This window comes from Proteiniphilum sp. UBA5463, from assembly GCF_002427225.1.
Taxonomy (GTDB): Bacteria; Bacteroidota; Bacteroidia; order Bacteroidales; family Dysgonomonadaceae; genus Proteiniphilum; species Proteiniphilum propionicum.
The window spans coordinates 30,290-44,891 of sequence record NZ_DIQL01000035.1; the positions used below are offsets into that span (position 1 = coordinate 30,290).

Annotated in this window: 6 protein-coding genes and 1 tRNA gene; 6 read left to right on the forward strand and 1 reads right to left on the reverse strand. The window is 36.5% G+C overall.

Annotated elements, in window-relative coordinates; all coding sequences use genetic code 11:
- Nucleotides 1-49 precede the first annotated feature (49 nt).
- The 4 genes from B3B27_RS05650 to B3B27_RS05665 all read left to right on the forward strand — a co-directional run bounded on the left by B3B27_RS05650 (nt 50) and on the right by B3B27_RS05665 (nt 7,233).
- Nucleotides 50-2,110: a hypothetical protein gene (locus B3B27_RS05650; protein ID WP_238868580.1), complete on the forward strand. Its 2,061-nt coding sequence runs from the start codon at nt 50-52 to the stop codon at nt 2,108-2,110.
- Between the two features lie 237 nt (nt 2,111-2,347).
- Nucleotides 2,348-2,434, forward strand: a tRNA-Ser gene (locus B3B27_RS05655).
- Between the two features lie 1,224 nt (nt 2,435-3,658).
- Nucleotides 3,659-5,089: an alpha-L-fucosidase gene (locus B3B27_RS05660; RefSeq protein ID WP_286847030.1), complete on the forward strand. Its 1,431-nt coding sequence runs from the start codon at nt 3,659-3,661 to the stop codon at nt 5,087-5,089.
- A 383-nt stretch (nt 5,090-5,472) separates the two neighbouring features.
- A complete protein-coding gene (locus tag B3B27_RS05665) occupies nt 5,473-7,233 on the forward strand; it encodes an alpha-L-fucosidase (RefSeq protein ID WP_238868584.1) in 1,761 nt (586 codons plus the stop codon).
- Nucleotides 7,234-7,433: 200 nt separating this feature from the next.
- Here the strand turns inward: B3B27_RS05665 and B3B27_RS05670 are convergent, their stop codons facing one another.
- Entirely contained in the window at nt 7,434-8,435 is a 1,002-nt protein-coding gene (locus B3B27_RS05670) for a LacI family DNA-binding transcriptional regulator (RefSeq protein WP_238868585.1), read from the reverse strand.
- 1,008 nt (nt 8,436-9,443) lie between these two features.
- Here B3B27_RS05670 and B3B27_RS05675 point away from each other — a divergent pair.
- Nucleotides 9,444-12,647: a SusC/RagA family TonB-linked outer membrane protein gene (locus B3B27_RS05675; protein WP_238868586.1), complete on the forward strand. Its 3,204-nt coding sequence runs from the start codon at nt 9,444-9,446 to the stop codon at nt 12,645-12,647.
- 12 nt (nt 12,648-12,659) lie between these two features.
- Nucleotides 12,660-14,573: a RagB/SusD family nutrient uptake outer membrane protein gene (locus B3B27_RS05680; RefSeq protein ID WP_238868587.1), complete on the forward strand. Its 1,914-nt coding sequence runs from the start codon at nt 12,660-12,662 to the stop codon at nt 14,571-14,573.
- Nucleotides 14,574-14,602: the final 29 nt, after the last annotated feature.

Here is a 14,602-nt window from a genome sequence, read left to right on the forward strand (position 1 = left end):
CAGTGCAATAGTTCGTTCATAACTGTACCCTTAAAAAACACCAGGAATAATGAAAAAAATCCTTTTCACTACCATCATGTTACTTCTTGCCGGATTAGCGGCATGCAGTACCAACACGAAAGATAAGACAGATATGAAAAACGCTGACTTTATAACTGATTCACAGATAGGCAATGTTACGAAACAGTTGAAAGATTCACTTGGCGAGCCACACTCTTTCCGTATTGAACGGGGTGTAAAGCAAGTAGCTGGTCTGTGGCGGGAGCCGGACGGCACTGTGGACGATTTTGCCCGCTTCTGTAAAAGCTCTTTTGTGGCCGATAAGGAGCAGTTGGCATCACTTTTCAACACTCTGGAACGAAATTTAGAGGTAATCAACGGCTATTTTCACAAGATGGATGTGATGCTTAAAGCACCTCTGCAGCTCGAAGGGCCTGAGATCACTCCAGTGGATATGATGTTCGGCAGTTACGACGCAGCAGCTCATCTGACGGATGATCTTTATACCAACAGGATAGCTTTTATTACAGCATTGAATTTTCCGTTTTACTCGTTGGAAGAAAAGAGCGAGCTTGGGGAAAAGTGGACACGGCAAGAGTGGGCGTATGCACGTATGGGAGACAAGTTTATTTCGAGAGTCCCCGCAACTGTTAAGCAAGAAATCTCAAAGACTCTTACAGAAGCTGATACCTATATTTCAGATTACAATATTTACATGGGGAATTTGAGGAATATTAAGGATGAACAACTCTTTCCAGATGACATGAAACTGATATCTCACTGGGGATTACGCGATGAGTTGAAATCGAATTATGCAGACAAAGAGGGAGGTATTGAAAAGCAGCGGATTATCTATACTGTGATGCAACGTATAATTGATCAGTCCATTCCATTGCAGATTATTAACAGCGATACCTATACATGGAGGCCTGAGACGAACGATGTTTTTGAAGGGAAAGAAAAGGTCTCTTCCACTCCTGAAGAGACTAAGAGATATGAGGTGTTCCTGAAGAATTTTCATGCTATGAGTCAGCTTGATGTCTATTCTCCGCATTATCCCACTCAGCTTGCACGGGCTTTCGATGCTTCCATGGAGATCCCTCAGAAAGATGTGGAGGAGTTGTTCAAAGGATTGCTCTCTTCACCGCAGGTTAAAGAGGTGGCGTCATTCATCGAGTCGAGGCTTGGACGGAAGTTGGAACCTTTTGACATCTGGTATAACGGGTTTAAAGCTCGTGGTAGCATTTCCGAAGAACAGCTCTCTTCAATCACCTCCGAGAAATACCCTGATGCGAAAGCACTTGAAAAAGATCTTCCCAATATTCTCGAGAAACTTGGTTGGTCACCCGATAAGGCAAATGATATATCTTCGCTAGTAACAGTCGACTCATCACGTGGTGCCGGGCATGCATGGGGAGCTGAGATGCGCAATGATGTTGCCCGCCTTCGTACACGCATAGGACCCGGGGGGATGGATTATAAGGGTTACAACATTGCCGTTCATGAGTTTGGCCACAATGTAGAGCAGACCATTACCATGAACAATGTGGATTCCTACATGCTCAACGGTGTTCCTAACACCTCTTTTACCGAAGCTGTGGCATTTTTATTCCAAAAGCGTGATCTGGAGCTGCTTGGCCTGAAAAACCCAAATACTGAAGATGAATACTATCTCGCGTTGGATAACTTCTGGTCTAGTTACGAGATAATGGGGGTGTCGCTGGTCGATATAAAAGTATGGGAGTGGCTTTACGCTCACCCCGATGCTACACCGGCTCAGTTGAAAGAGACTGTTATTAATGCTGCAAAAGAGGTCTGGAACACATATTATGCAGGAGTATTGGGAGGAGAAGATGAGACGTTGTTGGGAATCTATTCTCACATGATCGATTACCCTCTATACCTTCCCAACTACCCGATGGGGCACCTGATCGACTTCCAGATTGAACAGCAGGTACGCGGAAAAAATCTTGCTGAAGAAGTTGAACGGATGTACACCCAGGGCAGAATAATACCGCAGTTGTGGATGAAAAATGCAGTAGGATCTCCCATCTCTATAGAGCCTCTGCTTTCATCAACAGATGATGCACTGCAGTCATTAAATAAGTAGCTTAAAATATATATCTAACTTTAGTGAACTGTTTCGTTAAGCTAAATGAGCAGAGGACAAATTTATTTGGACTATGCCATAGCGAGAAATAGTCTAACTTTAGTGAACTATTCGCATTAAGTCAAAAGAGCAGAAGCCAAGTTTACTTTTATTATTCCTTGACGAGCGAATATCTAACTTTAGTGAACTATTCGTAGCCGTAGTTTGAATAAATAATGTAATTTTGCATTGAAATAAGGAAAGATGCCGGAGTGGTCGATCGGGGCGGTCTCGAAAACCGTTGTACTCTCGCGGGTACCAAGGGTTCGAATCCCTTTCTTTCCGCAGGAAATATTAAAGGGATGGGCGGTGACGCCATAAATGTACACGGGACTTCCAGAGGGTAGCCATAAGAGTGAATGAGAACACACTATATACACGTTACATGCAGTGGCAGGTGTGGAATTAAAGTTTTTATAAACGGACGATTGCAGTAGTTGGTTCGAGTCCGCTGCCAGCTATGAGGTGATAATTATAAACAGCAGTTTTCCTACTTTGTAATCGTAATCTAAAACAGTGAGTCCACTTTAGTTAGTCGTTTTGTTAAAAATGATTTCTGATTTTCAAGTTATTATGATGTCAAATCTTCTTATTTGAGACTTTTCAAGCAGACTAAAACAATATGTTTGAAATATTCGACCGTCAGATAGTTTACGTCAAATCTACCTACTGAATGGTTTTTCGTAGCAATAACACTATAATATACTATACCTAATTTTAACAGTTTGACCGGAACAAATACCCGTTCTTCCTTAAACAGATCATCAAAGTTCTTATTGAAAACAACTGCTTCGAAAACTGTAGGGATACAGATGAAGATATACTTGAGGAAAATTCGGCAAAAGATCCGGTAACGGAGAAAAAATCCATAACATAAATTATCATTGAGATAATTTGTAAAAAATAAGAACATGATTTTTTGCATATAAAAAAATAATATTTATCTTTGCAATGCACACGTGTGCATCTTTATTTTAATTTCATTTACTTACTTTACGAAAAGAGGATTTCATTTAGTATTTTAGTGATATTAACACGAGGGTAATTACTTCACAATTATGCGAGTGCGGAGTTAAAAAATGAAATAGAGTAGATCATTACCAATTATTTTTAACATGTGCAAGCAGACCGATAGTTGATTTGGCTCTCAACTTAATTGATTATATTTATAAATAGTTGTGTTTTCGTTGTAACAACCGTTTCCCTAAAGCTTGTATTTTAATAAGATACTACTGGCGTCGATTTGTTTTATAATGCAATGTGAAGAATAGCACAAATAGTTTTTTTTGAATAAAATAAATAATTGCGAAAGTTTTAAAAAATGACGAATTTGATCAATGACAAACCAAAAATATATTGAAAATTGACAAAAACAGAATTATTAAGAAAAACAGGATTGTATCAAATCATGATTAATTTAAACGAATTGGGGAAATTTACAAAATTAATATCACCGGAAGTTGATCAATAACGAAATTTAAACAGTTCAAAATTTGGATAAAATATTTAATGACATTCTTATGTAATATGAATTTTCATTTTTCACAATCAATTGTAGCAATTCTTGCTTTATCTACTTTTCTGTCTTCATGTAATTCCCATTTTAGAGAATGGGAACGAGCAGCAAATGACCCATCGGCTGCACATTTGGCAAAACCAACAAAAGTACAGTATGAATGGCAGGAAATGGAACGAGGAATGTTTATACAGTTAGATCCTGCAACTATACAAGAACGTGAATATGATGATGGCAGCACACCATTAAAAGATATTCGTTTTGAAAAGTTAGATGTAAATGAGTGGGTAAAAGCTGCGAAAGCATGGGGAGCAGAAGAAATTATTTTTATGCTGGCTCATAGTGGTGGCTTTTGTATGTGGCCTAGCGCAACCACTCAATATCATATTGGAAATACATCCTATAAAGGCGGTAATGGCGATGTAGTAAAAGAATTTGGAGAAGCTTGTAGACAAAATGGATTGAACATGGGCTTTTATTGCTGGTCTCCACACCCCGAAGAAGAAGCGGAAGACAACAACACGGTGACATATACTAAAATAGATAAAGTAAGTACCCGTAAGGAAGCAGATCAAATTTTACATACGCGTATTCGTGAAATAGTAGAACGATTAGGCAGTGACCACATTACAGAAATATGGATTGACCAGCCCATTAATGCTCATCTTGGAGACATATTGAAAGAATTATTGCCAAATGCTGTGGTTGCTGCTGTTGGTTGTCACGATCCATTACCTACGGTGCGTTGGCCCGGAAATGAAAAGGGAGTTGTGTCAGACCCCTGTTGGTCAGTAACTACATTAGAACGGATGAACCGTGTTTTTGAAACTCAGTTTGAAGCAGATGCTAACCAAACACAAGATGCGGATAATCCCGACGGTGATTACTGGGCTCCACATGAAGCTGATGTTCCTTTGCACAATCATTTTTGGCACATGAGGCCTGAAGCACTAAAACACCGTCGTAGTGTAAATGAATTGATGGAATGTTATATCAAGTCCGTAGGACGTAACAGCTTTCTCCTGCTGAATTGTGCTCCTCAAGCCGATGGGAGTATTCATCCTGACGATATGGAACGTTATAAAGAATTTGGAGTTGAGATAGAAAGGACCTTCGGGCATCCTATTGCTGTATTGGATAAAGAAGTTGGTAATGAACATTGTCTGAACCTACCGGTTCCCACACATGTAACTTATACAGATGTATGGGAGGCTTATAATTACGGACAGCGTATTCGCTCATATGTAATTGAAGGATTTGATGTAGACAAGAAATGTTGGATAGAATTGGCATCCGGAACATCCGTAGGGCGCAGAAAAATTGATCCGATACCAGATTGTCCATTAATTGATAAAGTTAGATTGAAAGTAAAGCAAAGTGTGGGTATACCTATGTTGAGGAAAATCATGGTACATACAAAATGAACAAATCATGTGAGAAAAACTATCTTGCCCGTCTACAAAGATATTTAAAAGAAAAGTATCTGGTGATGTGTTTTTATTCCCTTGGAGCCACTGCATTGAGGAAGGGGTTGATTGTTTAGATACATATACTCTCTTTGTACAAAATTTGGAAGAGAATCTGCTGCAAGACCATGTACATCCTTCTCTCGTTGGCTATATTTTAGTGGTATTATTCCTTTATAATTATCTAAATATTAAAGAAATTAGAAACTAAACCATTCATTTGTCTTGCATGTGGAATAACTCAATTTTTTGACAATCAAATGTGAGAATATGATTATATTTTTTTCGATATTAAATAAAACTACTATTTATAAATTCATTTTTTAATTTTATAGTGTATTATGAAAAAGAATTTTTTATTGGCAAGCTTGACGCTGTTGTTTCCATTGATTTGCCTGGGTATTGATATTAAAATCAATAATTTTCAAGAATTAGGCAATATTTATACGGAAGCTACTCGTACATTGAACGAAGTACACTCATCTGCTGACTGGACAAATGCACTCCGGACATTGGAAGAACTTCAAAAGAAATGTGAGGACAATCCGGCATTGCAGGCAGTGTTACGATTGACTTATACAACCTGTCCTCAAAATTTGAAATCTGAATATGAGCAAGCATTGAAGTTGCAATCGGAAATGCAAGATGCTGTCAAACGTTTGTCTATGGCTGGAAATCTTCAATCTTTAGATATTGCAACCAAAGTGAACTCATTTGTCAAATCGGTATATTTGCAAGAGCTTGTATATGATGAGCGTATAGGTGAAGAAGGTGCTCCTTATGAAACCAAAGAACAACGTGATGCAAGAATGAAATGGTGGAGAGATGGCAAATTTGGGATGTTTATTCATTATGGGCTTTATTCTGGCTTAGCAGGTGAATTCCAGGGAGAAAAATATGAAGGATGTGTTGAGTGGATTCAAATGCAGTCTGGTGCAGATTTTGAAACTTATAAAAAAGAGGCAATGCCTCGTTTCAATCCTAAATCTGGAATGGCAGAGAAATGGGTAAAACTGGCAAAAGAAGCCGGATGTACTTATACGGTACTGACAAGTCGTCATCACGAAGGCTTCAATATGTTTGATACACCACATTATGATTTCAATGTAAAGAATAAAAAAGGTATAGACATCGTAAAAGAATATGCAGCTGCATGCGAAAAAAATAATATAAAAGCTGGATATTATTTTTCTCTGTTAGACTGGAATCATCCTGATTATGATCCTACTAATTCTGGCATTTCATACCCAGAAGGAAACTATGAAGCAGAAAAACAGGGAAAACGTCATTTTGGAAACCATGAGAAATACAAGGAATATCTATTTAATACTTTCAATAATTTAATCAACCAATATAAAGTGGATTTGATTTGGTGGGATTTCAGCCAACCCAAATTTCAGGGAGATTATGCATGGGGGGCAACCCGCTTAATGAAATCCTTATTCGAAAAACACCCAAAAGCAATTCAAAACAATCGTCTTTATCATTCTGACAACCATCTGAGTGAAGGAGGAATAAAAGTTACCCCCACTTGGAAAGGTGATTATTCTACTGCTGAACATCATGTCCCGGCTACAGGCATTGATGGTGATTGGGAAGCCTGTCAAACATTGAATGGAACTTGGGGGTATTCATCTTTTAACCAAAAATGGAAGTCTGCTGATGAACTTATTCATGAACTGATAGATGTAGTAAGTAGAGGGGGAAATTTCCTTTTGAATATTGGCCCTGAGCCTGACGGTTCCATACCCGAAGAGAGTGTGGAAATTTTCAAGACAATTGGAAAATGGATGAAAGTAAATGGCGATGCCATCTACGGAACCAGAGCTAATCCTTTCGACAAAGAGTTTCAATGGGGACGAGTGACTCGCAAAGGTGATAATAAATTATATCTCATTCTTTACTCCGAACCTGAAAATGGGAAAATAGAAATACCCTGCTCTTTTGAAAAAGGGGTGGTTAAAGCACATTTACTGCAGAACGGGAAAAAAGTAAAATTATCACAGTTCAATGACAAGAACCAATGCATATTAGACGTAAGTCATGTCCGTATAGAACAACCTGCAACAGTTATAGAGTTAACAGGGAAATGGAAGTTGTAAAATATATTAATTCATATTATTAATGTATTATTAAAGCAGAAAACTAGTTGGGAATGTAATTCAAATTGTGTGAGGAATTAAAATTATAATCAACCATTTATTGAAGATAGATTGCGTTGTATAACGTAGAAGTAAGAAGTAATGATTGGTATATAATCTGGCACAATTTGAATTACAATTCCAACCAACTTATTTGAATATTATAATGAGCTCCTTATTTTCAATTTCAATGGTAATATAACATCTTCCTTTATCTCGGTTTTTTGTTCTATCTGTTTTATGAGAAGACTGAATAGTGTTTGTGACAAGTTATCAATAGATTGAGACAAAGTTGTTAATTGCGGATCACATACAGCTCCCATTGGGTTATCATCAAAGCCAATAACAGCGACATCATCGGGAATGGTAAATCCCTTTTCTTTTAGGAAATTCATCGTTCCAATGGCAATTTCATCATTAATGCATATTATGGCATCTGGTATTTCTTTTTCTTTAAACAGTAAAGAGGCCGATTCGTATCCGTCATTGATAAATATTTGCTTCGCATTTATAGATCTATTATAAGACAAGCCTGCATCTGAAATAGCTTCATTATACCCGTTCAGCCTATCTTTAAATATTCTCATATGGCTATTAAACGAAATGTAAGCAATGTTTTTTTTATTCCGCTTTATTAATTCATCGACTACCATTCGAATTGCATGATAATTATCCAATGTAATTGTAGAATATTGAGTCTTTACCGGTACTCTGTCAAAAAAAACTAATGGAATTCCTTCTTCTTTTAATTTATCGAAATGAGCGGTTGATTTAGTTTTTAATCCCACTGAAATGGCAACGCCTGCAACACGCAAACTAATTAATGAGTTTATAATTTTTTTTTCTATATATGGGTTATCATTTGATTGGAATATCATTATCATATATCCATTATTATAAGCTAATTCAGTTATGGAAGAAATTAGCCTTGAAAAAAAATGATGCTTGAAATCAGGAATGATGAATGAAATAATTCTGCTTTGCCTATTTCTTAAATTTTGAGCTAATAGATTAGGGGTATATCCTAAATTATGAGCTTCCTGTAATACTCGGTTTCGAGTTTCTTCTTTTATTTTTTTACTGCCATGCAAAGCTCTTGATACAGTAGTGTGATGTATGCCTAACTGTTTGGCTATATCTTTTATAGTTACTTCTTTTTTCATAATCATTATTGAAACAAGGGATATATTAATGACTTTTGATATAATATCTTAAAAATAATAACATAATAACTAACTTATATATCTGACAAATATAGTGATTATATCGCAAGATAATTATAACCAGTAAATCGAAAACTTTAGTACAACGAAATTTGTAGCAAAGCTATAACAAGATTAAATCGTTTTTGTAAAATTAATTTCACATTTGATATATCGCTGTTAAATAGAATGATATACATTAATTTGCAGGAAATTCTGTGCTCACTAGCCTGCCTTAACAATATTTTACATAAAATAAGAATATTATTTTTTGCATATATAAAAATAATATTTACTTTTGCAATGCACACGTGTGCATTTTTGCTTTTAGTACATTATCAACATAAAAAATGGATTCAATTCAGTGTCTTGATGATATTTAATTATCTCAAAAAAAATAGTTGACGTAAGGTAAAACACTTATTATAAATGCATTAAACAAAATGCAACATTCACATGTCAAATACAAAAAAAGTTATTAAAAAATATTGTGCAGCCTAAGTGCATGCGCATGTATTAAAAAAATCAACAACAAATGTTGTCTGGAGTTAATTACTGTGACCTGTGGAGTATCAACAGATGAAGTTGCCTTGAAGTTGGCATTAATTTCCATCGTTATTTGGGCATATGCTTTTGCCGTGTTAAAAGAGTTGACAGGAATATTAGCTGATTTTATACTATCAATGGTCACACAGTAAAGCATGATTGATTAGGCACGTTTTAATATATAGTCGATGCTTGTGACAATGGTGTGAGTATTGAAAAAGAGATAAATGCTTCACACATAACGAATGTATATTTCAAATTTATTGATGTAATTGCCCTTTTATTTGAAGGTATACTTGGCATATGGCATTGTAATTACGTCATTGAATGATTATTAATATTTATCAAATTTTTCTATTAGAATTGCTCTAAATGTAATGTATTGTTTCACTTAAAAATTTATCACATGTAAAAATTTATCACATGAAAAAAAGCAAATTAATTATTTTTATGGTATTGTCTGCCTTTATGCAGCTCAAAGCTCACCAAGCTCCAATGAATGAGATATCCATTAGTTTGAATGCGCTATCCTCTCAACAACAATCATCAAAAGTCGAAATTAAAGGTATGGTAATAGACATCAATAATGAACCGATGATTGGTGTTAATGTATTTTATACATCGAAAGAGGGAGGGATACAAGCTGGAACATCAACTGATATGGATGGGAACTATGTTTTGCAAGTAGAAAGAGATGCTGAAGTGACATTCAGACTTATCGGATACAAAACATCGACAATACGTTTTACGGGAAACAATGCAAATGCATTTCGCGTAGTAACGATGTTTGAAGATTCAGAATTGCTTGACGAAGTTCAAATTGTAGCATTTGGCCGACAAAAGAAAGAGAGTGTCGTTAGTTCAATATCAACGATTAAGCCGGCAGAGTTGAAAATACCTTCAAGCAATTTAACCAACTCGCTTGCCGGCCGCATTTCAGGTTTGGTATCTTATCAACGTTCGGGTGAGCCGGGGGCTGACAATGCCGAATTCTTCGTTCGTGGTGTCACCAGTTTCGGTTATTCAAAATCTCCTCTTATCCTGATTGATGGTTTGGAATTAACTACTGAAGATTTAGCACGTTTGAACACCGATGATATTGAGAGTTTCTCAATACTTAAAGATGCTACATCTGCTGCTCTTTACGGTTCACGTGCTGCAAATGGTGTAATCATGGTTACCACCAAACAAGGAAGTGAAGGAAAAGCTCGTGTTTCATTTCGTGTAGAAGGTTCATTGTCTTCACCTGTAAGCAAAGTTAAAACAGTTGATCCAATTTCATATATGGAACTGTTTAATGAAGCTATTTCGACTCGTAACCCTTTGGAAAGAGCAAGGTACTCACAAATGCAAATTGATAATACCAAAGCAGGATTGAACAAAAACGTTTATCCGGCTACGGATTGGTATAATTTATTGTTCGCAGACCAAACATGGAATCAAAGATACAATATGAATATCAATGGAGGTGGTAAAGTTGCCCAATACTATATCGCAGCCAACTATAGTCATGATAACGGTAACTTGAAAGTAGATAAAAGAAACAACTTTAATCAAAACATATCTATTAATAGAGTTAATGTTCGTTCAAATATAACCATCAACATGGCCCCTACTACCAAGGTTGCAATTCGCATGAATGGCAGCTTCGATGATTACAAAGGTCCTGTTCATGATGGTACTAAAGTTTATTCTATGATTATGAAAACCAGCCCGGTTGATTATCCAGCTTATTTTGATGCTGATGCTGATCATAAATACACCAACCATATTTTGTTCGGTAACAATAATCAAGCTAATGCACTTAACCCATATGCAGAGCTGGTAAAAGGTTATAGAAACTATAGCCGCACTTTCTTATCAATGCAAGCAGAGTTAAATCAAAAATTAGATTTAATCACCAAAGGGTTGAATTTCAGATTATCGGTTAACACGAACAGAACCGGTTTCTATGAATCATCACGTCAATACAATCCATACTACTATTATGTAGATAGCTACGATAGGATTAAAGATGAATATGTCCTTTTTAACTCTAACGAGCAGACAGGTACTGAATATCTTAACTATACAAAAGGTAATGAATATAGTTTAAGTGTTGTTTATCTTGAAACTGCACTTAACTATGCCCGAGCCTTCAATGATAAACATGATGTATCAGGTCTTATGGTTTTCACTATGCGTGACGAATCAAGATCGGCAGCCTCATCATTATCTCAATCACTTCCTTATAGAAATTTAGGCCTTGCCGGACGAGCAACTTATGGTTATGACTCACGTTACTTTATTGAAGCTAACTTTGGTTACAATGCATCTGAACGTTTCCATAAATCACACCGTTGGGGTTTCTTCCCATCAGTAGGTTTTGGATGGATACTTACTAACGAAGAATTTATGAAAAATGTGAATAACAACGTCCTTTCTTTGTTAAAGTTTAAAGGAACTTATGGTAAAGTAGGTAACGAGAGAATTGGTGATGTAAACGACCGTTTCTTCTATCTTTCTAATGTTAATTTATCTGCAACTACCGGACCTGGTTTCGGTTTAAATATGAACAGGCCGATTCACAGGCCAACAACAAGCATTATACGTTATGCCAATAATAACATTGGGTGGGAAGTTGCTAATAAATTAGACTTAGGTTTCGAATTAGAACTATTCAACGATTTCGTAATTATTGCTGACTACTTCCGTGAAGATCGTAGTAATATCCTACAATCTCGTGCATCTATAACCGATGAAATTGGAGTTGAATTTCCGGATAATGTAAAGGCTAACATCGGTAAAGCATTCTCTCAAGGTTTTGATGGTTCTATCGACTACAATAAATCATTCAACAAAGATTTGTGGTTACAAGGCCGTGTTAACTTTACTTATGCCAAAGGTAAGTTTAATTTATATGAAGAACCTGAATATGCCGATGCGCCATGGTTGAGCCACATTGACCAACCTATTACACAGCAATGGGGTTATGTTGCAGAACGTTTGTTTGTTGATGAAAACGATGTGAAGAACTCACCTTCTCAATTTGGTGATTACAAGGCAGGTGATATTAAATACAAAGATATCAATGGTGACGGTGTTATCAACTTTAAAGACAGAGTGCCAATTGGATATCCTACAACTCCAGAAATAATTTACGGTTTCGGTTTATCATTAGGATACAAGAATTTTGATCTCTCGGCTTTCTTTCAAGGTTCAGGACGTTCATCATTCTGGATTGACCAAGGAGCTACTGCACCATTCGTCGCATCTTCAATGGACAATAGGATTGGCAACAACACAATGTTGAAAGCTTATGCTGATGATTACTGGTCAGAAAGTAATCAAAACATATATGCTTTGTGGCCTCGTTTGTCATCTTACGTAATTGAAAATAATAACCAAACCAGTACTTGGTTTATGCAAGACGGTTCATTTTTGCGTTTGAAATCGGTAGAAATTGGTTATACTATATCCAAAAAAATTCAGCGTAAACTACTCATCGACAACTTCCGTATCTATGTTGATGGTTCAAATCTTCTTACATTAAGCAAGTTTAAATTGTGGGATCCTGAAATGGCAGGAAATGGTTTAGGATATCCTATTCAGAGAGTTATAAATTTTGGCTTACAGATTGGATTTTAAAATAGTTTAACTATGAAACATATATCAATAATATTTAGCATTCTTATGGCAATCATGTCATTTGGCTCTTGCAGTTACCTGGATATTATTCCAGACAACGTTGCAACGCTTGATCATGCTTTTGCAGATGAAACAACTGCCGAAAGATATCTATTTACATGCTATGCCGGCCTTCCGAAAGAGCATAACGGCAATACCGATCCCGCAATGGCAGGATCATACGAATTCTGGCAAAAAGATTCTTATACAGAAATTGATGCCCCTTTTAAGACTCCTTTTAGAATTAAAGACGGGTTCCAAAATTCTAACAATCCTTATGTAGATAATTATAGAGGTACTAATGGAGGTACTCCATTGTACAAAACTATAAGGAAGTGTTATATCTTTCAAAATAACATTGATAAGGTGATTAATATTAGCGAGCTAAATAAGCAGCGCTGGATTGCTGAATCAAAAGTAATTATTGCTTATTGCTACTTCTATCTGGTACGTCAATATGGCCCGGTACCTTTGATTACTAAAGAGTATTCAATTGACTCTAGTACTGATGATATTCGTTTAAATCGTAACACAATGGACGAATGTGTCAATTTTATTGTTACTACTTTAGATGAAGCCGCTGATCATTTACCACCAGTAATTAGCAACAAATCTGAAGAGTTGGGCCGTTTTACTCAGCCTATTGCTTTGACCCTAAAAGCAAAAACTCTTTTATTGGCAGCAAGCCCATTGTTCAATGGTAATGCATACTTGGCCGACTGGACAAACCCTGATGGAAAAGCTTTATTGAGCCAATACGATGAATCAAAATGGGAAAAAGCTCGTGAAGCTGCTAAAATAGCCATTAACGCATGCCACGAAGCAGGCATAAAACTTTACAAATATGAGTCAAGTTCAATTGCTAAACCACGTAGAATGGACTTGACATTGAGAGGTGCTGTTACAAACAGAGACTGGACTGACGAGTTGATCTGGGGCAATGTTCAAGCTAACACTCATAACCTGCAAACAGGATCAATAGTTAACTTCTTAGGCGTAACAGAAGCTGCAGGGGGAGGTGTGATCTACCCAAACTTTTGCGTTACTTTAAACACAGCAAAACGTTTCTATACAGCCAACGGATTGCCAATGGAAGAAGATCCAGCATGGGCTAATAAGAAAATAACTGATTTGCGTTTACCTACAGCTGAAGAAATCGACTATGTAGCACCAAATGAAATGCAAGCAGAATTTAATCTTCAACGCGAGCCACGTTATTACTCTGCCATATCATTCAATAGGGCAAAACGCTACTCGAATGGTAACAATGGTGATAACTTCCACATTGTAAGAGGTTATAAAGGTGAATCTGCCAACAAACAAGGTTACTCCAGTGGTTGGGGAGACAAGACAGGTATGAAAGCGATGAAATTGGTTAATCCTGAAACTACTTTAACAGGTAGTGCACAAACATCTACATTTAATTATGTTCCTTATCCTTTCCCTCTATTGCGCTTAGCCGATCTTTATTTGATGTATGCTGAAGCTGCAAACGAAGCTGGCGACCCAGATGGCGATGCTATTCACTACATCGATTTGGTACGCGAGCGTGCCGGATTAAAAGGTGTTGTGGAGTCATGGAATAATTCTACCAATCCTAACAAACCAACTACTAAAGATGGTTTAAGATTGATTATCCAACAAGAACGTGATATTGAATTGGCATTCGAAGGACACAATTTCTGGGATATCCGTCGTTGGTTGAAACTTGAATCAGTGAACAACCAGCCTATCACTTGTTGGGATACTGAAGGAAAAACTCCTGAAACATTTTATACTGAAACTGTGAGAAAAAGGCCTAACTTCAAAAAGAAGGACTATTTATGGCCTATTGCTCAAGAGAGTATGGTTAAGAATCCGGCCTTAGTTCAAACAAAAGGATGGTGATAAATTAGTTAAACAAACAATCATATAAG